This is a genomic window from Lysinibacillus sp. FSL P2-0066 (assembly GCF_037969495.1).
GTDB classification, from domain to species: domain Bacteria; phylum Bacillota; class Bacilli; order Bacillales_A; family Planococcaceae; genus Lysinibacillus; species Lysinibacillus boronitolerans.
This window is the reverse complement of the sequence record NZ_CP150202.1, coordinates 222599-246016: the sequence shown is the minus strand read 5'-3', so window position 1 is coordinate 246016 and position 23418 is coordinate 222599. Positions and strand designations below refer to the sequence as shown.

The 23418-nt window shown below is 37.3% G+C and carries 16 protein-coding genes and 1 riboswitch; of the genes, 4 read left to right on the top strand and 12 right to left on the bottom strand.

Features of this window, described 5'->3' with window-relative positions; genetic code table 11:
* Positions 1 to 232: 232 nt before the first annotated feature.
* The 8 genes from MKZ14_RS01185 to hutH form a co-directional block, all read right to left on the bottom strand.
* A complete protein-coding gene (locus MKZ14_RS01185; protein WP_339280584.1) occupies positions 233 to 2086 on the bottom strand; it encodes an SLC13 family permease in 1854 nt (617 codons plus the stop codon).
* Positions 2087 to 2256: 170 nt separating this feature from the next.
* Positions 2257 to 2871 (bottom strand): nicotinate-nucleotide adenylyltransferase, encoded by a 615-nt coding sequence (nadD, locus tag MKZ14_RS01180; protein WP_036075981.1) that lies wholly within the window; start codon positions 2869 to 2871, stop codon positions 2257 to 2259.
* A gap of 25 nt (positions 2872 to 2896) precedes the next feature.
* Positions 2897 to 4354: a nicotinate phosphoribosyltransferase gene (locus tag MKZ14_RS01175; protein WP_258859412.1), complete on the bottom strand. Its 1458-nt coding sequence runs from the start codon at positions 4352 to 4354 to the stop codon at positions 2897 to 2899.
* 19 nt (positions 4355 to 4373) lie between these two features.
* On the bottom strand, positions 4374 to 4928 hold the full coding sequence (locus MKZ14_RS01170) for an isochorismatase family cysteine hydrolase (RefSeq protein WP_312126621.1): 555 nt from the start codon (positions 4926 to 4928) through the stop codon (positions 4374 to 4376).
* Between the two features lie 81 nt (positions 4929 to 5009).
* The gene (locus MKZ14_RS01165; RefSeq protein ID WP_036075977.1) at positions 5010 to 5810 is read right to left on the bottom strand and encodes an NUDIX domain-containing protein; all 801 of its coding nucleotides are present in this window, start codon (positions 5808 to 5810) and stop codon (positions 5010 to 5012) included.
* Positions 5811 to 5962: 152 nt separating this feature from the next.
* Positions 5963 to 7240, bottom strand: a complete 1278-nt coding sequence (gene hutI, locus MKZ14_RS01160) for an imidazolonepropionase (protein WP_312126619.1) — start codon at positions 7238 to 7240, stop codon at positions 5963 to 5965.
* Positions 7237 to 8907: a urocanate hydratase gene (gene hutU / locus MKZ14_RS01155; RefSeq protein WP_016993652.1), complete on the bottom strand. Its 1671-nt coding sequence runs from the start codon at positions 8905 to 8907 to the stop codon at positions 7237 to 7239. Before hutU ends, hutI begins: the two co-directional genes overlap by 4 nt.
* 167 nt (positions 8908 to 9074) lie before the next feature.
* Complete coding sequence (gene hutH / locus MKZ14_RS01150) at positions 9075 to 10580, bottom strand: histidine ammonia-lyase (RefSeq protein WP_176408527.1); 1506 nt, start codon at positions 10578 to 10580, stop codon at positions 9075 to 9077.
* A gap of 290 nt (positions 10581 to 10870) precedes the next feature.
* Between hutH and MKZ14_RS01145 the strand changes: the two genes are divergently transcribed.
* Positions 10871 to 12325: a helix-turn-helix domain-containing protein gene (locus tag MKZ14_RS01145; protein ID WP_339280583.1), complete on the top strand. Its 1455-nt coding sequence runs from the start codon at positions 10871 to 10873 to the stop codon at positions 12323 to 12325.
* Between the two features lie 297 nt (positions 12326 to 12622).
* Positions 12623 to 14128, top strand: coding sequence for a catalase (locus MKZ14_RS01140; protein WP_016993654.1), 1506 nt, complete (start codon positions 12623 to 12625; stop codon positions 14126 to 14128).
* Positions 14129 to 14249: 121 nt separating this feature from the next.
* Here the strand turns inward: MKZ14_RS01140 and thiC are convergent, their stop codons facing one another.
* The 3 genes from thiC to MKZ14_RS01125 all read right to left on the bottom strand — a co-directional run bounded on the left by thiC (position 14250) and on the right by MKZ14_RS01125 (position 19484).
* Positions 14250 to 16028, bottom strand: coding sequence for a phosphomethylpyrimidine synthase ThiC (gene thiC, locus MKZ14_RS01135; RefSeq protein ID WP_036075969.1), 1779 nt, complete (start codon positions 16026 to 16028; stop codon positions 14250 to 14252).
* Between the two features lie 140 nt (positions 16029 to 16168).
* A riboswitch (TPP riboswitch) is annotated at positions 16169 to 16283 on the bottom strand.
* 60 nt (positions 16284 to 16343) lie between these two features.
* Positions 16344 to 17273 (bottom strand): AEC family transporter, encoded by a 930-nt coding sequence (locus MKZ14_RS01130; protein ID WP_339280582.1) that lies wholly within the window; start codon positions 17271 to 17273, stop codon positions 16344 to 16346.
* 111 nt (positions 17274 to 17384) lie between these two features.
* Entirely contained in the window at positions 17385 to 19484 is a 2100-nt protein-coding gene (locus MKZ14_RS01125) for a methyl-accepting chemotaxis protein (protein WP_333006770.1), read from the bottom strand.
* Positions 19485 to 19737: 253 nt separating this feature from the next.
* Between MKZ14_RS01125 and MKZ14_RS01120 the strand changes: the two genes are divergently transcribed.
* On the top strand, positions 19738 to 21381 hold the full coding sequence (locus MKZ14_RS01120; RefSeq protein ID WP_036075963.1) for a hypothetical protein: 1644 nt from the start codon (positions 19738 to 19740) through the stop codon (positions 21379 to 21381).
* Between the two features lie 277 nt (positions 21382 to 21658).
* Here the strand turns inward: MKZ14_RS01120 and MKZ14_RS01115 are convergent, their stop codons facing one another.
* The gene (locus tag MKZ14_RS01115) at positions 21659 to 22801 is read right to left on the bottom strand and encodes a response regulator (protein WP_333006981.1); all 1143 of its coding nucleotides are present in this window, start codon (positions 22799 to 22801) and stop codon (positions 21659 to 21661) included.
* Between the two features lie 117 nt (positions 22802 to 22918).
* Between MKZ14_RS01115 and MKZ14_RS01110 the strand changes: the two genes are divergently transcribed.
* On the top strand, positions 22919 to 23347 hold the full coding sequence (locus MKZ14_RS01110) for a hypothetical protein (protein WP_339280581.1): 429 nt from the start codon (positions 22919 to 22921) through the stop codon (positions 23345 to 23347).
* Positions 23348 to 23418 lie beyond the last annotated feature (71 nt).

Genomic DNA, 23418 nt, shown 5'->3' with positions numbered 1-23418 from the left:
CTGGCGACTTGTATAATACTACACCCTTATTTTTAAAAGGTCAACACTTTTTAATAAAAAACTTTATTTTTTTTATTATCAACGGAAAACTTCCTATATTAATAACTTTAAAATCTAATCACAAGCTAGTTCAATGTTAGACCATGAACTAGAAAATAATTTTATCATAATTTCCTACAAAAAAATAATAGATCTTTAAAAAAACAAAAAACTCGGTAGAGAAACCGAGTTTTTAAAATGGGAAAAAGAACGGGATGGCTATCATCATCACAATAAACATAATAATTTGTAACGGTATCCCTATTCTTACAAAATCCATAAATTTATAGCCCCCTGCCGTCATTACCAGTGCATTCGTGGGGGAAGCAATTGGCGTAGCAAACGCCATACTTGCTGCGACTGCGACTGCAATCATAAATGTTGTGGGACTAACCTCAATGGCAATGGCAGCACTCATGGCAATGGGGGCAAACAATACAGCCGTTGCCGTATTACTAATGAATTGACCAAAAATGGCTGTCAAAATGTAAATCCCTATGAGTACACCATATGGTCCGAAACCACCTAAAGCATTAATAATACCATCAGATAAAATGGTCATGCCTCCTGTTTTTTCTAACGCTGTCGCCATTGGTAACATAGCAGCCACTAACACAATACTTTCAAAATTCATATTGCTATAGGCATCTTCCATGTTTCTCAAGCAACCTGTTAAAATCATCAGTACGGCACCAATCATCACAGAGATTACAGCAGGGAAAATTTCAAATGCCATCAAAATAATCATGAATAACATAATAATTCCCGCAATTCCAGCTTTGCCTGTAGCCGCTGCCACACTTGCGTGTTCTTTCGGCTGGCCAACAACCACGACATCCTGTGTTTCTCTTGCTAACAAAAGAATTTCATCCCATGCTCCCTGTACTAATATTGCGTCTCCAAATTTTAATTTGTGAGATACCATATCCTGAAGTTTATAACCACCCTTGCGATTAATACCAATGATATTTAGATTGTATTTTTCTCTGAAACCGAGGGAGCTAACCGTTTCATTGATAAAGCTCGAATTAGGGGTAAGCAATACCTCAGCAATACCCAGATGCTTCGATACTAATTCATCGGCTTCCCCTTCAACTAATCCTTGCATCTCAAGATGATAATCCTCAACAAAACGATGAATATCCTCTATTTCTCCTTGAACATATAACTCATCCTTGGCATGAATGACACTAGTTGGTCCTGCCATTTCTTGATAAGTCATCGGTAATAAATTAATACCCTCCTGAGATTTACGGTGAATTTTCATCATACAGAGCATATACTTAGCTGGTAGTTTTAATTCCGCTAACGATGTTTCAATAATAGGCGACTCCTCAGGAACAGAGATTTTAAATAGACGATTATTTAAATCATATTGTTTAATAATTTTTTTGGGCGAAAGTTTATAGCCTTCATTGCTTTGTGTGCGGTTTTGATCATTTGGTAATAAAATATTTCTTACAAGTACTAAATAAGTAATGCCAGCAATCATCCCCACGATGCCAATAGGAGTCACTTCAAAAAAGCCAAGTTTATTATAGCCTCGATCAACTAATAACTGACTGACAATTAAATTGGTTGGTGACGCAATCAGTGTCATCAAACCTGAAAGACTTGCCACATAGGAGAGCGGTAGTAGAAATTTAGAAGGACTTACTTTCATACTAATCGCTATACTTACAACGATTGGCATCATTAAGGCGACAGTACCTGTATTACTCATAAATGCACCGACCGATCCTACAATAATAAGAAGTAGCACAAATAACTTGAGCTCACTATTGCCTGACCATTTTAGTAAGAGTCGCCCCGCCATGCCTGCTAGGCCAGTTCGTAAAATCCCTGCACCCACGACAAATAACCCTGCAATCATTAAAACTACAGAGTTTGAAAAACCAGCTAATGCCTCCGCGGGCGTTAAAATGTCCATAATGACAAATGCTAAAAGTGACACAATTGCTACAAGATCTGCTCGTATTTTATTGGTCACAAATGCGAAAATTGTTGCTCCTAAAATAAGAAATGTTAATGTAAGCTGCACATTCATGAATTCCTTTCTAACATTAATCATTATTAATTATTGACAGCAAAAAAATTGTATACCATTGCTATTTTTATTATAGCTTACGCTGAGGCCTATATGATAAAATTCACCATCTTTTCAAAATTAAAATAAGTGTGGTAGTCATCCACACTTATAATTGTAGCTTCACTATTTTATTTTTGATAAAGATGATGTTCTTTAATATAGTTGTAACAAGCAGTAGGCAAGAGGTATCTTGGTTCTCCCCCCATTGCAAATTCTTCTCGAATATAGGTAGAGCTAATTTCCATCGCTAGCCCTTTATCGATAAGGTGAAATCTTCCATCATCATTATTTCTTAAAATGGGGGAACGACTAATGGTTGATAGCATATCGATGCCATGTCGTGCCATTACAATAAATTTATTCTCCGCTACTAATGCGTCACCCTTTTTCCATAACCCTGCACCAATATCCACTAATAAATCAGCACCCATAATAAAATGTATCTCATCCTCTGGGTTCTTCTCTCTAAAGTATTTCATGGTGTCATATGTGTAAATATTCCAGCCTTCTTGATCCATCTCATAGGAATCTGCAATAAAACGATCGTCCTTAGCTATGGCTAACTGAAGCATATTCCAACGATGTGTATCAGCTGTTTTGATGGTTTTATCTTTGCGTTTATTTGAACAAGGCAAAAAAATAACCTTATCTAACTTACACCGATGTGCGACAGTGCTTGCTGTCCAAAGATGGACATTGGTAATAGGATCAAATGATGAACCATAAATGCCTATTCTCGCCATCGTCTCTACCTCCTACAATTTTCTTTTAAATACGTTGTGAGACCTTTTCTTTTATCGCCTGTATGCATGCCATTTTATTGTCCCAACATGCTTGACTTAAATCGACTGGATATTCTTCAGGATTCATTGTTCGCTTATATTCGCACCACAATAAATGTAAGTTTTCCTTTACATATTTTTGTGTTTCTTGAATAGTTGGCTCCTTATAAACAATATTTCCGTTTTCTACGATACTTTCATGTAACTCTTTTGCCGTAAAATTTGTAACAAATTTACTAATATACGTATGAATAGGGTGGAACATTTTCAATCTTTCTTCTTGCTGTATGTTTTCATTATCTAACGCAATATAATCTCCTTCAGCATGACCATTCTCTGCATTAATAATACGGTAAACGCGTTTACGTCCAGGTGTAGTCACTTTCTCAGGATTTGCTGAAATTTTAATGGTATCAACCAGTTCTCCACTTTCGTTTTCTATCGCAACTAATTTATATACTCCACCAAGAGCTGCTTGATCATAGGCTGTAATCAGCTTAGTTCCGATTCCCCAAGCATCAATTTGCGCTCCTTGCGACTTTAAATGCATGATTGTATATTCATCCAAGTCATTCGAAGCCATTATTTTAGCTGCTGTAAATCCTGCTTCATCTAGCATTTTCCTTGCTTGTTTTGAGAGATAGGCTAAATCTCCACTGTCTAAACGGATACCAATAAAATTAATTTGATTCCCTAGCTCCTTCGCTACGCGGATAGCATTAGGAACACCAGAACGTAGTGTGTCATAAGTATCTACTAGAAAAACACAGTCTTTATGTGCTGCTGCGTATTTTTTAAACGCAGTATATTCATCTCGATAGGTTTGAATCATCGCATGGGCATGTGTTCCTGACACAGGAATACCGAATAATTTTCCTGCTCTTACATTGCTTGTTGCAGAGAATCCACCTATATAAGCAGCACGCGTTCCCCAAATAGCAGCATCAAATTCATGTGCACGGCGGGTTCCAAATTCCATTACAACATCCTCACCCGTCACTTGCTTGATACGTGAAGCTTTTGTCGCAATCAGGGTTTGGTAATTAACGATATTTAACAACGGCGTTTCAATTAATTGGGCTTCGGCTAATGGTGCCTCAATTCGCAGGATAGGCTCGTTAGCAAAGACAAGTTCTCCCTCTCTCATCCCTTTAATTGTCCCTGTAAATTTAAGTTCTTTTAGGTATTCAAGAAATTCCTCAGGATACTTCCCCTCTTCTCGTAAATATTGAATATCACTTTGAGAGAAACCAAAGTTATTAATAAACTCAATCACTTTTTTCAATCCAGCGAAAACTCCATAGCCATTGCCAAATGGAAGCTTTCTAAAATATAGTTCGAAAACAGCTTTACGTTGATGAACACCATCTTGCCAATACGTTTGAACCATATTAATTTGGTATAGGTCTGTGTGTAACATGAAACTATCATCTACATATTTCATATTTCCTCCTCCATTCATGTCAAATAATAGTGGCACCTAGAGTATGCTCGAAATGATTTAATGCCCACTCATGTCCAGCTTGATTAAAGGATGCGACAGCATTTTTATGAATGACGATATCGAACCCTTTATTATAAGCATCTACTGCTGTATGAAGAACACAGATATCTGTACAAACGCCGATTAAATGTAGCTCAGTAATTCCTCTTTCACGCAATTTCAATTCTAAATCTGTTCCTGCAAAAGAAGAATAACGCGTTTTATCAATGTAATAGACGTGATCTTGGTCTTTATTTTCTTCATATAATGAGTTTAATGCACCATATAACTCTCTACCTTCTGTATGACGAATATTATGAGGTGGGAATAGCTTAGTTTCTGGATGATAAACATCTCCCTTTTCATGAACATCTACCGCAAATACAGTAAAATCACCACTCTTAATAAACTCCTTTGTTAAATCAACATTTGCATGTTCGAGCAGCTGCCCAGGTTCTCCACAAGTAAGAGCCCCATCCGTCGCAACAAAATCCACTGTATAATCAATATTAATTAATGCACGCTTTTTCATCATTTCATCACTCCTATTTTTTAATTAGTAATTTTTAAATTACAAATTACATTCTTTAAAATAATCAGGAAAGAAAGCTCTTTCCTAATGATAAATGGACTCCACGATTTCAAAATCATTGAATGTATAAAGTTGTGAAGGCCTAAATGAATTTCGTTTCGTTTTCTTTGGTTTACCTTCTTCATCCAATGCTTTTTCGATAAAGGGTAATTTCGGTGCTTTTGTAAAGAATACAGAATCATTAGAGATTCGTGGATCTTCTCCAACTGTTAGAAGTACTCGTTGCAACTCTGACAATGTAAACTCTTGTGGTAAAAAGTTTTTAGCAACAGTTGTCTGTATCATATCCCTTTTAATAAAATGCAACGCATCGGAAATGATTTTTCGGTGATCGAAAGCTAATGGAAGCGTAAATACACTTTCTATATCAAACAGTTCTACATCGTCTGCATCATCATTCGCTTGACGTTGCTCAATATATGTCTCAGGAACAATGGCATAAAATGCATTCGAAATCATCCAACCACGTGGATCTCGATCGATCTCATCATAAACACCAAAATGTTGAACATGTAAACCTTCTACATTTGTCTCTTCTTTTAATTCTCTCTTTGCTGCCATGAAGGCCGTTTCTTTTTGATTGGCATCTACAAAGCCTCCTGGAAGTGCCCATTTCCCTCCTTCAATATTGGGATTACCTTCAGCATCCTTAATAGCACGCTTAATCAACATAATCTTTAGCGTCATGTTTGGCGGTGCCTTATCCTCTGTTTTCTCTGAGGTAATTGTAAAAATGGCAATATCTGCGGTATATCCATCAGGTGTTTGATATTTTGAAGAATCATAATGTGCAAGCACTTCTTCTTCAGTACGGAATTTTGTCATTGTATAACCCCTTCTATAATTCCAAGGTTCTAGTAATTTGTAATTCACTAATTACTATTTATTAAAATTATAATCTTTCTTCAAAGCTTTTGCAACTGATTTATAAAAAAAGCATAAATAAAGCAACTCTGCCTTATTTATGCCCATTCTTATTATTGATCTTTCAGCAAAATTCCGTTTTGTACAACAACTTGCCCATTTTTGATTACCGTATGTGTATGGTTCATACCGTAGAAGTATTGCAGCTGCTTGTAGTTCTCTACATCAAGGATCAGTACATCCGCTTTTTTATGTGCTTCAAGGGAACCAACTTGCTCTCCTCGATTCAGTGCATATGCCGCATTAATTGTTGTTGCCGTTAATACTTCCTCCAATGTCATACCCATATGCATACAAGCTAAATTCATAATAAAAGGTAGACTCATTGTCGGGGATGATCCAGGATTAAAGTCTGTTGATATCGCTACAGGTACTCCCTCGTCAATCATAAGCCGCCCTCTTGCGTAAGGTGCACGTAAAAAGAATGCGGTACCTGGCAGCAATACAGCAATCGTACCCGCTTCAGCCATTTTTCGAATTCCCTCATCAGAAGCAACTAACAAATGCTCTGCCGAAATGGCCCCTACTTCGGCAGCAAGCTCGGCGCCTTGATACGGCTCGATTTCATCCGCATGTATTTTCGGTGTTAAGCCAAGTGCTTTTCCAGCCTCTAAAATGCGTCGGGATTGTTCGGGTGTAAAGACGCCTTTTTCACAAAATACATCATTAAATTCAGCCAACTCTAGTTCCGCTACTTTTGGCAGCATCTCTTGGACCACAACTTCCACAAATTCATCCTCACGCCCCTTATAATCACGAGGAACTGCATGGGCTCCCATAAACGTGCTGATGACATCAATATGATGTGCAGCTTGTAATTCTTTTGCGACCTCTAGCTGTTTCTTTTCCGTTTCCCAGTCTAAGCCATAGCCTGATTTTGCTTCAACTGTTGTTACACCATGCTTTAAAAATACATCTAAATGCTGCATCGTCTTTTCATATAATTCGTTAAAGCTTGTTTCTCGTGTACGCTTTGTTGTAGCATGAATGCCACCTCCTGCATTCATGATTTCCATATAGGTAGAACCATTTAGTCTCATATTAAACTCATGCTCGCGTGTTCCACCATGCACTAAATGTGTATGACAATCCACTAAGCCAGGCATAACAATCTTACCAGTAGCATCAATCGTTTCTGCTTTCTTTATTATTTCTGGGAAGTCGGCTTTTAGTTGCTCATAAGCTCCTACTGCTACAATACGCTCTTCCTCAATTAGAACACTGCCATTTTCTATTACTGCAATTTCCTGCATTTGTTCTTTTGTACGTGGTCCTTGTGCATTACTTTTCAAGGTAATTACTTCATTTGCATTTTTTATTAGAATGGTCACTTCGCATCACCCTTTAACATTGGTATATGGACACCTTTGTTTTTTGCTGTATTGATAGCAATATCGTAGCCTGCATCAGCATGACGAGCAACACCCATTCCAGGGTCTGAAACTAATACACGTGCAATTTTTTCAGCAGCAAGCTCTGATCCATCTGCTACTAAGACTTGACCTGCATGCTGTGAATAACCCATTCCTACACCACCACCATGGTGTACGCTTACCCAGCTTGCACCACTAGCAGTATTAACAAGAGCATTTAAAATCGGCCAATCCGATACCGCATCTGAACCATCTAGCATCCCTTCTGTTTCACGATTTGGTGATGCTACAGAACCTGAATCTAAGTGATCACGACCAAAGACAATCGGTGCTGATAATTCACCACTTGCAACCATTTCATTTACCTTTAATGCAAAACGATGACGATCACCATAGCCTAACCAGCAAATGCGTGCAGGTAACCCTTGCCATTTCACCATTTTTTGTGCCATATCAATCCAATTGACAAGACCCTCATCTTCAGCGAACATCTCTTTCGCCAGTGCATCTGTTTTATAAATGTCCTCAGGATTTCCTGAAAGCGCTGCCCAACGGAATGGGCCCTTTCCTTCACAGAATAACGGACGAATATACGCTGGTACAAAGCCTGGGAAATCAAAGGCATTTGTCACACCCATCTCTTTGGCATAGGCGCGAATGTTATTCCCATAATCAAATACTTCTGCGCCTGCCTCTTGGAACTCTAGCATTGTACGAACATGCTCTGCCATTGTTTCTTTTGCTTTACGCTCATATGTTTTTACATCCTCTTTGCGAAGTTTTAGCGCTTCTTCAAAGGTCATGCCATTTGGTACATAGCCATTAATCGGATCATGTGCAGATGTTTGGTCTGTCACAAAATCTGGAATAATTCCACGATTCAACAGCTCACGATTAACATCAGCACAGTTACCAACAAGACCAATGGATGCTGGCTCATTTTGGTCACGTAATTTATTAACTAATGCAATCGCTTCATCTACAGTTTCTACAATATAATCACAGTAGCCTTCTTTGATTTTACGTTCAATGCGAGCACGATCCACTTCAACAACTAAGATTACAGCACCTGCCATTTTCCCTGCTAATGGCTGTGCACCACTCATTCCGCCCATACCACCTGTAAGGATGAATTTACCACGTAAATCAGCAGTGCCAAATACCTTTTTGCCTGCTTCTACAAAGGACAGATAAGTGCCTTGTAAAATACCTTGAGCGCCAATATAAATCCAGCTCCCAGCAGTCATTTGACCATACATCATTAAATCCCTTTCTTCTAATTCATAAAAGTGATCCCAATTTGCCCATGCTGGTACAAGGTTTGAATTGGCAATCAGCACTCGAGGGGAATGCTCATGTGTACGGAATACGGCTACTGGCTTTCCAGATTGGATTAAAAGAGTCTCATCATTCTCTAATTCTTTCAAAGATGCAATGATTTGTTCATAGCTTTCCCAGTTACGAGCAGCCTTGCCAATACCCCCATAAACAATCAGTTCATCTGGATTCTCTGCCACCTCTGGATCAAGATTGTTCATTAACATACGCATTGCTGCCTCCTGTGTCCATCCCTTACATGTTAGTTCATTTCCACGTGGTGCACGAATATCTGTCTTAAATACCATTAAAAACACGCTCCTTTTCCTATTAAAAGTAATGTGAATGTTGCTGTCTGCGACTATCAATAACTGAATATTCAGACTGCTATATATATAAATATTTTCAAAGCAGAGGCTACTCGGTGGATAACCGAGCCATGCCTTTGCTTTTTCATATCAAAATTCAATCCATTTTACACATACTCATTTACTAAATCATTACTTGATAGTAAATATTTCGCCAATGCTTCAATTTCATCGCCAATTGGTTGATCGGCTAGTAATGGTGGACAAAATTCACGCACTTTCTTTAAGAATTTACTTGTAGTAGGAGACAATTGCTCTTCTGCCTTGTCTAAATGAATAGCCTGTGATGCACAAATTAATTCGATTGCTAGAACGCGAGCAGCGTTGTGAACAATTTGACGTACTTGACGTGCCGAAGTTGTTCCCATACTTACATGATCCTCTTGGTTTCCTGATGTAGGAATAGAATCCACACTAGAAGGATGTGCTAAAACTTTATTTTCTGAGACAATAGAGGCTGCTGTATATTGAGCAATCATAAGTCCACATTCAATCCCAGGGTTTGTTGCTAGGAATGGTGGTAGCCCTTCATTAAGTTGAGGGTTTACCATACGTTCTGTACGGCGTTCTGAAATATTGGCCCATTCACATACACCTATTTTCAAAAAGTCCATTGCTAAGGCTATTGGCTGTCCATGGAAATGCCCACCCGATAATACCTCCCCGCTTTCTAAAACGATTGGGTTATCAGTTGTTGCATTCATTTCAGTTTGAACACGATCCTGTGCATAGAAAAATGACTGCCAAGAAGCTCCATGTACTTGCGGTATACAACGTAATGAATAAGCATCCTGCATGCGAATTTCACCCTGCTTTGTCACACGTTTACTGCCATCGAGCCACTTACGAATACGCCCTCCCACAAGTTCTAACTCTGGATGTGGTCTTACTGCTAAAAGTGCTGGATCAAATGCTGAGGTAATCCCCTTTAAAGCTTCCAGTGTTAAGCTAGCAGCCATATCCGCTGCAAGACCAATTCGTTCAGCTTCATTGACCGTTAATACACCTATACCCGTCATAGCTTGTGTACCGTTAACTAATGCTAGCCCCTCTTTAGCTTGAAGTCTAACAGGGGTTAATCCAGCTTGTTTTAGCGCCTCACTACCACTCATGATTTCTCCGTTAAACTCAGCCTTTCCTTCACCCACTAACACTAATGCCAAATGTGATAAAGGCGCTAAATCACCACTTGCTCCAACCGAACCTTGTGACGGAACAATTGGGTGGACACCTTTATTAATAAAATTCAATAGTAGTTGGACAGTTTCCTCACGAATGCCAGAAAATCCTCTGGCTAAAGCATTGGCACGTAACACCATCATTGCACGTACAACATCTGTTGGGAATGGTTCACCAACACCTGTTGCATCTGACCGTAATAAATTTAACTGCAATAGCTCAATGTCTTCTTCTTCAATTTTTATATTGCTGAGTTTACCAAACCCTGTATTCACACCATAAATTGTTTGTCCTTCAGCTAAACGCTTTTCGATACGCTCTCTACTTAAACGAATACGTTCTAAACTCTCTGTAGCAAGTGCAACTGTTGCTTGCCCCTTCACGATTTCCTCAATTTGTTGTCTTGTTAATGTATTGCCATCAAGCTCGATGATTGACTTCACATGACATCCCCCTATTCCCTATATGGCTATGTAAATAAATTCTCTTCATTCATATTTTCGTAATATAAAAACATCAGTATCAAACTTATTAAGCGTTTTCATAACAAAAGTTGGTTTCTGCTGATGATCAATTACTCTATTTACATTGTACTAACTACCTTTTTCAGAATATAGAGAATTTTAATAGAGAAAACAAGACTTTTTTCAGATTACTATGTTATTTTTATTAATATAATCGTACTTTTATATGAAACCAGAATATTTTAAGAAAGGCTGATGGTATGAAGCTGTTATTAATTGATCGCGATCCAACCGACCTAGCAGGAATAAAATGGTTTTTACATACATATTTCCCAGGGGATGTTTTTATTGAAATGTGTACAAGTATTTCAGAGGTATCTCAAAGCATTCGACAATTTGAACCAGACGCCATACTGTTAAATATTGATTTATTTCCCAATAATCGCTTAGCTGCTCTTCATCGCGATTTACAAAAGCTTTCCGGCGCCATTTTAGCAATGACAACAGAACCATTATTTAAAAATGCACTGAAGGCTATTGATTTACAGGTAGCACATCTTTTTGTGAAGCCTATTGATTTAGAGCTATTAAAGAAAAAACTCACAGCCATTTCTCTTCGCACACCACAGGTTACAGAAGATGCGCAGGAGGCTACAAATGATTCCTTTTATAATCAATTATTTTTAGATAATAAATCTAGTTCAATTGAGACAACGATACATTTCACAATGATTGAACCCGAGCATACAGAAACCTTCAATAAGCTTTACAATTGGCTTCAACAAACACCGATTCACTTCCATATGAAAACATATCCTCTATCTAATAGCATCGTATGTCTTTTTCAAACAAATGATATAAGGATTGTAGAAAAAGATGTACGTACACTTATGAAGGAATGGCGTGTGATTAGTAATAGTTCTTTAAATATTGGGATATATGATGGAACACCTACAACCATTAAAAATATGTATACATTAACAAAGCGTGCACTACATCAAAGTTTTTACGAAGGCTTTGGCCATATTTTTTATGCGAGCAAACAATATGAGACTCAGCCCTTTGACCCCTTACTAACACCAGAAGAACAACAATTACTAATAAGTAGTTTGGAAGATGGAAACCTAGAGGCCGTTAAAACATTTTTATATCGGCTTTCTAATGAAGGCATATATTATGAGCAAGATGATTTACGCATTCATCTGACGAGTGTCTTAGCACAAATTAGACGCTTTATGCTGAAATATAAATTACATGAAAAAGCGGTTATCGAACAAAACTACCGTCAGCTATTTCACTTAATCATTGAGCATCCTATATTTTATACGATACTCAATGGGATTATTTCTTTCACGCAGACATTAATTGAGTTAGCAAGGGAAGCTAGAATAGAGAAACGAGCTGACTATGTTGAACTAGCTATAGAAGTAATTGATCAACAATTTAAAGATAGCGCACTGTCTCTTCCCTTTGTCGCTCATAAGCTTGGAATAAGCCCCAATTATTTAAGTACGATTTTCTCAAGAAAACAAGGCTTGCCATTTAAGCGCTATTTACAGCAAGTAAGAATTCAACATGCCACAAAAATGCTGCTAGAAACAGATTTTGCTATTAGTGAAATCGCTCATTTAAACGGTTTTGATGACCCAAATTATTTCATAAAATTATTTAAGCAACAAATTGGTATTACGCCTAATCGATATAGAAAAAATTAAAGGATTGATTAAAATAATTTTCAATTAGTTCATTTTATTTTCAATAAAGATTTTTATCATACTGTCATTATCTTGATCTTAATGTGACAATTATCTTTAAAATTGAGATTAAATAAAATAAATTAAAGCTAAAAACTATGTATAATTCGCATGTCTAGCGCATATATTTATAGTTTGTACTTAAATATAAAAATTCTTTAACGATAATTATTATAATGTACTAGCAATTCTATTTTATATTTGTTATAGTTATAGACGAAGAGTTTGACTCACATTTTTTTCAGGAGGTAAACTAATATGACAAACGCAAATGATCGTAGCCGTCGATTTACAACAGCAGGTGGTGCTCCAGTAGTAAGTAACCATGACTCTATGTCAGCAGGTCCACGTGGCCCTCTTTTACTTCAAGATGTATGGTTAGTTGAAAAATTAGCAAATTTCAATCGTGAAGTAATTCCAGAACGTCGTATGCACGCAAAAGGCTCTGGTGCATTTGGTACTTTTACTGTAACGCATGATATTTCACAATATACAAAAGCGAAAATCTTCTCAGAGATCGGCAAGAAAACTGAAATGTTCGCACGTTTCTCTACAGTAGCTGGTGAGCGTGGTGCAGCAGATGCAGAGCGAGATATTCGTGGCTTTGCCCTTAAATTCTATACAGAAGATGGAAACTGGGATTTAGTAGGGAACAATACACCTGTATTCTTCTTCCGCGACCCATTACACTTTACAGATTTAAACCACGTGGTAAAACGTGACCCACGTACAAATATGAAAAATGCCAACTCTAACTGGGATTTCTGGACTTCATTACCTGAAGCACTTCATCAAGTGACAATTGTTATGTCTGACCGTGGTATTCCAGCTGGTTACCGCAATATGCACGGATTTGGTTCTCATACGTATAGCTTTATCAATGCTAATAATGAGCGTGTGTGGGTTAAATTCCACTTCCGTACAGAGCAAGGCATTAAGAACCTAACTGGTGCTGAGGCTAATGAGATTATTGGTCAAGACCGTGAATCTTCACAACGTGATTTATATGAAGCCATTGAAAAAGGCGATTTCCCTAAATGGAAAATGTACATTCAGGTAATGACAGAGGAGCAAGCGCGTGAGCTACCATACAACCCATTTGATTTAACAAAGGTATGGTATAAAAAAGACTTCCCATTAATTCCTGTAGGTGAGTTCGAGTTAAACAAAAACCCGGACAACTACTTTGCAGAAGTTGAACAAGCTGCATTTGCACCATCTAACATTGTTCCTGGCATCAGCTTCTCACCAGATAAAATGCTACAAGGTCGTATCTTTGCATATGCGGATGCACAACGCTATCGTCTTGGTGTAAACCACTATATGCTTCCTGTCAACGCACCAAAATGTCCATTCCGTACTTTCCACCGCGATGGAGCAATGCGCTTTGATGGCAATCTTGGTTCGACATTAAGCTATGAACCAAATAGCTATGGCGAGTGGGAGCATAATTTAGATCATAAAGAGCCTGAATTACGCATTGATGGTCATGCAGGTATTCATGATTTCCGTGAAGACGATAATAATTACTTTGAGCAACCAGGTAAACTATTCCGTCTATTGACTGCGGAAGAGCAACAACGCTTATTTGAAAATACAGCGAATGATATGGCTTCTGTTGAAGAATTTATCAAACGCCGTCACATCCTTCACTGCTATCTAGCCGACCCAGCATATGGTGAAGGTGTAGCAAAAGCGATGGGTCTTTCATTAGAAGGTATGGACCTTACAAACCCATATGTAAAACAACCAACAAACGTTTAATATCCACTTAATTATTGATATCCAAATCCAACTTATACTCCATGTGAATCCACTATTCACATGGAGTTTTTTGATAAAGAAAAGGCCTATGTCTATATTTTGACATAAGCCTTTTCTTTCATTATTGGTAAATTTGGCTGCCTGCTTTTTTAAACTCCTCAGCCTTTTCCTTCATACCTTGATGGATCGCTTCAGTCGTATTTAAATCCTTATCTTTAGCATAATTACGAATATCCTGTGAAATTCTCATACTACAGAATTTAGGCCCACACATAGAACAAAAGTGTGCTGTTTTTGCTCCCTCCGCTGGGAGTGTCTCATCATGATATTCCACTGCACGCTCGGGATCTAGTGACAAATTGAATTGATCACGCCAACGGAACTCAAAGCGCGCTTTAGACAGTGCATCGTCTCGTTGTTGTGCACCTGGATGGCCTTTTGCTAAATCAGCAGCATGTGCAGCAATTTTATAAGTGATAACGCCCACACGAACGTCCTCACGATTCGGTAAACCAAGATGCTCTTTCGGTGTCACATAACAAAGCATCGCTGTACCAAACCATCCGATCATCGCTGCTCCAATGGCTGAGGTAATGTGGTCATAACCTGGAGCAATATCTGTTGTGAGTGGTCCCAATGTATAGAAGGGCGCTTCCTTACAAACCTCTAATTGTTTGTCCATATTTTCTTTAATCAGATGCATTGGTACATGACCCGGCCCTTCAACCATCACCTGAACATCATGCTTCCAAGCAATTTGCGTTAGCTCACCTAATGTTTCAAGCTCTGCAAATTGTGCCTCATCATTGGCATCTGCAATTGAGCCTGGGCGTAAACCATCACCTAAGGAAAAAGCAACATCATAGGCTTTCATAATTTCACAGATTTCCTCAAAGTGTGTATACAGGAAATTCTCTTGATGATGATATAAACACCACTGTGCCATGATAGAGCCCCCACGAGATACAATGCCTGTTACACGATTTGCTGTAAGTGGTACATAGCGTAAAAGGACGCCTGCATGAATGGTGAAGTAATCCACACCCTGCTCAGCTTGTTCAATGAGGGTATCACGATAAACCTCCCACGTTAAATCCTCTGCTACACCATTTACCTTTTCTAAAGCCTGATAAATTGGCACTGTTCCCACTGGCACTGCAGCATTTCGAATAATCCATTCTCTTGTTGTATGAATATGTTTACCAGTCGATAAATCCATAATATTATCTGCACCCCATCGTGTTGCCCAGGTCATTTTCTCAACTTCTTCCGCAATGGAAGAAGTTACAGCAGAATTCCCAATATTAGCATTGATCTTCACATGGAAATTACGTCCAATAATCATCGGCTCTGCCTCAGGGTGATTAATATTAGAAGGCATTATAGCACGCCCCGCTGCAATTTCTGAACGGACAAATTCAGGTTCCACATTTTCGCGAATCGCTACAAACTCCATTTCAGGCGTTATAATCCCATTTCGTGCATAATGAAGCTGTGTCACATTTTTACCCTTTTTAGCACGTAAAGGCTTTCTTGCTAATCCAGGAAAGATATTTTCATGATTACGTGGGTCATCTGCACGACGAAAGCCATTATCCTCTGGTTTAACGGCGCGTCCCTCATATACTTCTACATCCCCTCGCTCTTGAATCCATGTATTTCGTAAGGCAGGTAAACCTTTCGTAATATCTACTTGGTAGGCTGGATCTGTATAGGGTCCACTCGTATCATATACTCGAATAGGAGGATTTTCTTCATTTCCAAAACTGCCTGTTGTCGGACTTAATGCAATTTCTCGCATAGGTACTAGAATATCTGGGCGTGATCCTTCCACATATACTTTTTTGCTTCCCTCAAAGCTGGACATAATGGTCATATTCTTTTCACTAATTGCTGACATGAGCTACTTCTCTCCCTTAAATTTATTTTGATATAAGGACCGATTCTAGCTCACCCCAACAATCTAAAAAATAAAGGCCGAATCCAAAATAATTATTTGGATCCGGCCACGAATGTAAAGGTCTATTGATTGCATACTCTGCAATAGCTTCTTAACTTTCCCACGCTGGTATGAGCCAGATCAGGTCCAAAGGGTCAAGAAACTTCGTAGCGTTTCCCTCTCAGCCTGACTCATCAGACTCCCCTAGTTAATACTATTTAGTTTGATGCTAGTGTAGCAGATAATACTAAGAGATGGAAGTTATTTTTTATCTTACTAGGTAAATAATACTTCTGCAAAATAGATCACAATGGTTACAGTTATACAGCTTACAATGGTTGAAAATAAAACAGCTTGCGCGGCTGTTGCTGAATCTACATCATATTCCAATGCTAGACTAGAACTATTGCGGGATGTTGGAAAGGCACTAGCTATAAAGAGTGATTGTGCGACGACTCCATCTAATCCCAATATATAAATAATGGCCAATGCCACAGATGGTCCAATAATTAGTCGCGTAAAACAGCTGATAAAGACGGTTTTATTAAACATTGATTTCATCTCTAGTTGTGATAATTGCGCACCTAAAGTAATTAGAGCCACAGCAATAAATCCATCTGCCACATGTTCTACTGGTATTTTGATAAACTGTGGAATACCGATATCAAAATAATTCATAGCGACACCTATAATCAGCGCATGAATAATAGGCATTTTAAAGAAATCCTTGATGATTGTCATACCTGACTTTGTAGAAGAAATTAAATTGTATAAACCATATGTATACGTAGTCATATTTTGAAAGATTACGAGCATGACCTGAATGGCTACTCCAATAGGTTGCGTGGCAAATATCATTTGAGCCACTGGAATACCGTAATTACCCGAGTTAATGAGCACAACACTATTTTTAAAGACAGCTGCCTCTGTTCTAGCTAAACCTAACCCTTTTGCCATAAAGTGACTGAGTATCATTTGACTACCGATAAAGAGTACAATAAATAATCCGACCTCTCCCAGTACAGATAATTCCACATGTGTTTCATATAAATTTACAAAAACAGCTGCTGGCATAAAGCAATATGTAATAAGCTGAGATAATGCTTTTAAATTAAAGCGAAATTTCTTTTGTAGTATAGCGCCTATTACAAGTAACACTAAAATAGGTACAACAATTTGAAAGAAAATCATTCCGAGATACATCATATCAATGTCCCCCTTCCAGTGTTAATAGTAGTGTCGAATTCCTTCTAGGTCAATTTCTCTGACTTTCACAATAAAAGAAGACTGCCTCTATAACGAAGGCAGCCTTTCCCTTTAAGCAAGCTTAAATCGATTTACAACCTCTTGTAGCTCGTTTGAAATATCGTTCATATTTTGAATAGACTCTGCTACTTTTTGTAATTCTGCTTGTTGATCCATTGCGGAAGCACTTACTTGTTCCGCAGAGGCTGCTGTTTGCTCTGAAATAGCCGAAATGCTTTGGATAGCCATGATTGCCTGATTTTTATGCTCTAACATACTAGATAATTTATTCATTAATTCACTAATAGAATTGGCAATTGAACCTGACAAGTCACTGCTATCTTTAAATGCTAGTTGCGTGCTTTGTACTGACTCATTTTGTGATTGCATTAAATCTGCATTAGATGCAATAACAGCAACCGTTTGCTGAGAATTTTCAAGAATGCTTTCTACCGTACTCTTAATAATTTCTGTTTCATTCTTAGATTGTTCTGCTAGCTTTCTAACTTCCTCTGCTACTACAGCAAATCCTTTACCATGTTCACCAGCACGTGCTGCCTCAATACTTGCATTTAAAGCTAGCAGATTAGTCTGCTCGGTAATGCTTTGGATCGAAGCAATGATCTGATTAATATTGGCAATATTAGAAGCTAATGATTCTATTTGCTGCTGGATACGCCCATTCATCTCATTTGTCTCCATATTACGCACTCTTAAACTTTCAACCTCATGCAATCCTTTTTCCGTTGTTACACCTGTTTTATGAGATAGCTCATCCATTTCATTGGAAAGGGACGTAATGGCATCAATCTGATCAGATAAATCCATCATCCGATAATTTGTTTCTTCTGTATCCTCTGATTGCTTCGAAGCTCCCTGTGCAATTTCGTTGATAGCTACCGAAACCTCCTGACTAGAAGCAACTACCTCATTAAATGCCTCATTTACCTGATTAGAAGATTGGTTCAATAACCTCGTAGAATTTAGAACGGTTTGAATTGCACTATTGGTTTTATCCAACATATTATTATAGGCCACAGCCACTGCTCCAATTTCATCAGGCTTAATATATTTCTCCTCTACCTTTTGTGTTAAATCCCCTTCGGCTGCCGTTTCAATCGATGTACGTAAAAATTTAAGTGGCTTTAACTGTTTAAAGATGAATAACACACTTGCAACTGTCATCAAAATGACCATAATAATAGAAGCAATAATCGTAAATACAAATACATGATTATATGTCTCTAGGATCTTTGATTCAGCTAACACGACTTGAACAGTCCAAGTTTCGTCAATGCCCTCTAAAATCATTGGAGCAAAAACATTATATGCCTTTTCCTTCAGCTGATTAGAATCAGCGTACATACTTGTTAGTTCACCATTTTCCATTGTCTTACTAATACTTGTCCAAGTAGGATCCTCTTGCATATTGCGCCCAACAAGCTCTTCACCAAAACTGTTAGCTGTTAGCACACCTTTATTCGTAATAATTGCTGCGTAACCGCCTGCTGGGGCGTTCGATTTTGTTAAATCATTTAAAAAGTCTATTGATACATCCGCTGTCAATACACCGAAAAATGCTCCAGAAGCATTGATTAATGGCACCGAAATCGTTGTCATTAATACAGATTGCCCATTTACATTATAATCATAGGGCTCCGTCAAAACTGCACGTCTGTCTTCTTTTGGTACCCAATACCACTCAGAAACACTCTTATCATCAATACCTTCGATTTGAGCAGTCGTGATATCATTTCCGTTCTTACTTAAATAAGGTATAAAACGCTTGTTAGTATCTATTAAAGCAGCCTCAGTTGGTTCAAGAATAATAGAATTCTGCTCAAAGATTGCTCCTACCCCAAGAATGTCATTATTGTTAGCTAAATTATTTTCCATTATGTCTATAACACCTTTGGTAGACAACGTATTATTCTTCTCCATGCTTTCTATGATACGCTTTGTTGTTTGTAATGTCGTATTGGCTTTCTTAAAGCGTTCACTCATAATAGCTGCAGAGGATTCAGCTGTTTGCAATGTTCCATGCTCTGCGTCTTCAACACTTTGCTTTTTTATAATAATCCCCGTTATGACAGTATAGGATAAAAATAAAATGAGAAATAATCCTATTATAAGGGAAGAAAGTTTTAAGGCAATTCCTCTTGATTTTTTCATTACTAACACCCCCACTTTTATACTAATAATAATGGATGGATGATTGTATCACAATAAATTATTTAGCAAATAAAGTAGAAAACTTACAAAATTATAGAGAAAAATACCGATACATTGCCAATCATCATTTTTCAATACAAAGGACTAATGACTTATTTGAATTGAGATTAATAGTAAAACATTCTCTTCGAATTCTAAATTATAGAAGAATATGATATATTAACTATTAAATAGAATGATTGGAGTGACTCACATGAAAAATAAAGCGCTATCAACATTAATGGCCACGGCTATTACAGCGACACTAGTATTACCAATGTCTACTGCGAATGCCGCATCATCTCAAATTCAATCAAATTTATATGAGACACAGGTAGCAGCAGCAAAAAAGGTGATTGGTGAATCCGTAACGATCAAAAACATAACAAAAGATACTGTGATAACATCTAATGGTACATTTAGAGTTCAATCGGCATTAAAGCCCCTATTTGATACTTCAAATAAAACTGCATTAACAAATGCCCGGGCTACCATTGTAGTGAAAAATGGTCAAATTACGGACGTTACCTCATTAATATTAAACAAAGCAGGTACAAGCAAAAAATCTGTCTATTTTGATGGAGGTGATGCACAAATCTCTGGAGATCTTACTGTAAATGCAGACTATCTAAAGATTCAAGATGTTAGTGTGGATGGTCAGCTTTTCATTACAAACAGAGTAAAAAAAGCCCTTACACTTGATGATGTAGTAGTAGATGAAACAATTACATTAAAACCAATTGTAACGAAAAATGTAAGTTGGCTATACGTTACTTTAATCGATATGAAATCATCAAACATCAATTTGGAACGTACTAAAGTCAATATATCTTCTGACCAAACTCTTTCCAAAGTAGATGTAGTAGGTAAAGTTACATCTTTTGAAGCTATGTCTAATATAGAAAAGCTTACAATTGATGTTGCGAAAGATTTCAATCTTTATGGTGAGGGTAAAATAGAGCAAATCGTTGTAAAGGGCGGTACTAAAGTAGCTTTAGATTCAGGACATCTGGTAAACAATGTACAAGTAGACAATAAAAATGTCTCCGTGACACTACCTGTTATTGATAAAAAGGAACTTAATACACTTATCGCATCCCCACCATATGTACAAGTATCTGTAAACGGCTATGATATTTTAAATACGGACAAATGGACGACACAAGCAGACCGCACAGTGTTTGATTCTGCTGTAGCAAGTGCGAAGGCTGTAGCAAATAATTCAAATGCCTCACAAGAACAGGTGAAAAATGCCATCAATCAGTACAAAAATGCACTAGCAGTCTACCAAGCTGCTCAAAAGAGTGGTACAAAATATGGTTATGGCGATAAAGCTTCACTACAGTCTTTAATTAATTCTGTTCAATATGTTACGGTTTCTTGGGACGGATCAAATGTACCTTATAATTCGCCTTGGACTACTCAGACGGAAAGAAACGCAATCGAAGCTGCTGTTTCGTCTGCACAGTTAATTGTCAATAATTATTATGCGACTCAAACCGATATTGCCAACGCGATCAATAATTTAAACAATGCTATACGAACTTATAAAAATGCTTATAAGTATGGCACAAATGGTGGTTATAATGTCGAAAAATCTTATTTAGAGTCCCTTATCACTTCAGCCTATAATGACCTTGTTTCAATATCGTACAATGGAGATGGCAGTGATGTACCTTATTACTCAAAATGGACTTCCCAAAATGATTGGATCTATCTAAATAACTATATTGAACAAGCTAAATCTATTGTAAACAATTATTACGCAACTCAGCTTGAAGTCGTAAGTGCTTATAATAATTTAAACAGCGCATTGAGCTATTACAACTCTGCTAAACGTGATGGTTTATTACACTAAAAGAAGGACTCTGCTTTATGCAGAGTCCTCAGAGTGTCGACAAACTAAATTCGTAACAAAAAGTTATCATAAGTCGGCATTTAACTTTAGTTTTCTATGTTCAAATATTTTTCTGAATCCTAGAAAATAAAGGGTTTGGAAAATCTGAAAAAATTGTACTTATAGCCGTTTAATTTAAAAATAATAGACAAAGTCGAAAAAATCGACTTTGTCTACAGTCTGAGGACTCTGCTTTATGCAGAGTCCTTAAAAATTTTGACTAATTAAAGGCATCTATTTAAGACATGATATTTATCTGTTTCCAGCTTCTATACCAATCCTCAATCTCCTCACTTGGTTCCACTGCCAAATGCTCTTGAAGCGTCTTTTTTAACAGCCAGTATTGCTCCTCAACCGCGGCTGTATTATTCAGTAGATCGTAAAGCTTCATTAAAGTAAAATAGTTATCCTCTGCATCAGCGAATAATGCTTGCACTTTTTCCTGCACTTTTACGGCAGCAATGTAACTTTCATTTTTTATGTAAAACTCGCTTAGTTGCTGAGCATGGTGCAACCATAGTCTTCTCAAACGTTCTCTTTCACTTTCCGCCCATAAATAATCACAATCTCCTAAATAATCACCTGTATACATCTGGAATACTTGTTCATGTTCATCGACTGTTGTCTGTTGTATTGGAGGTAACAATTTTAAACGAGATAGCCATTGTTCTACATCCACCACAATATTTTCAACTACTAGTTTGTAGCCAGAACTTAGCAAAGGACTTGAAATTTTCACGCCCTCCACCCCATAGTTTTTTAATGTTTTCCTTATTGTATAAATGGCGGTATACAGTTGTTTTGATGCTTTATCAATATCAGACTCTGGCCAAAATAACTCTAGAATCGTATCACGGAAAATCATTTCATTTTTATGCTCTAGCATGTAAGCAAATAGTTCTTTAGCTTTGGAAGTTCGCCATTTAATTGGTTGTGTCCGACCATCTGGTAAAACAACATGAAGGCCACCAAAAAGCTTTATTACTGTTAGTCTAGGTTTAATTTCTTTTACTTTGTTATTGATTTGGTCTAGCCGTTCTAAAGTTTTTTCTAAACGTGAAATTTGTACAGGTTTTAATAGATAGTCGATAGCATGTAGATTAAATGCATCAATAGCATACTGATCAAAACCTGTAGTAAACACAATCTCAACATTAGGTACTATTTCTTGAATTTTTTCACCCAATGCTAAACCGTCCATATCAGGCATGACAATATCTAAAAATACAACATTTGGTTGTAGGATCTCTATATCTTTAAGTAATTCGAAAGAATTTGTGTATTCTCCAACTATTTCAATCCCCGAGACATTACTTTTTTCAAGCAAGGTTTTTAGTCTCGTTAATGGTAAATATTCATCATCCACTAGCACGATTCTCATCTATTCCCCTCCTTAAAAACTATTCCTTGTATTATTATCGTTCATTTTTTGAAAGAATTGATAGGGAACTGTTACTATTGAAGGAGAATAGAGCCTATTTGTCGAAATTTATTGTTTATGATAAAAAAGAAAATTTTCTCTAAAAAAATTACCGTAATTCTCGTTGCCGGATTGTTTTTTTGCTTTCTTACACTTCTACGTTTTATTTGGATGGATTTCACCAATACTGCAAAAGGAGTAGCTGCTACACAAGGGGCTATTGATTTAAGAGGACTTGATACTAACCATGATTTTAAAATTAAGCTACAAAAGGAATGGGAACTATACCCTAACCTACTCCTTGCTTCAGAAGGTGTTAAACCATATACACAAGATAAAATGCCTCTACAATATAAAAAAACAGGCAATGTATTAACCTCACATCACCTGTTTTCTCACTATAATTCTATTATCTTTATCAATATGATTCCTAAAATTATGCCATTCTACTATAAATTTTATAACCACTATACCTATTCACCCAAAAAGGGCATAAAAAAATCCTAGGCTATGATAGAATTAATATACTACCAAATATTAGTTGGGTTACAGTTCTATATACATTAACTATTAAAATA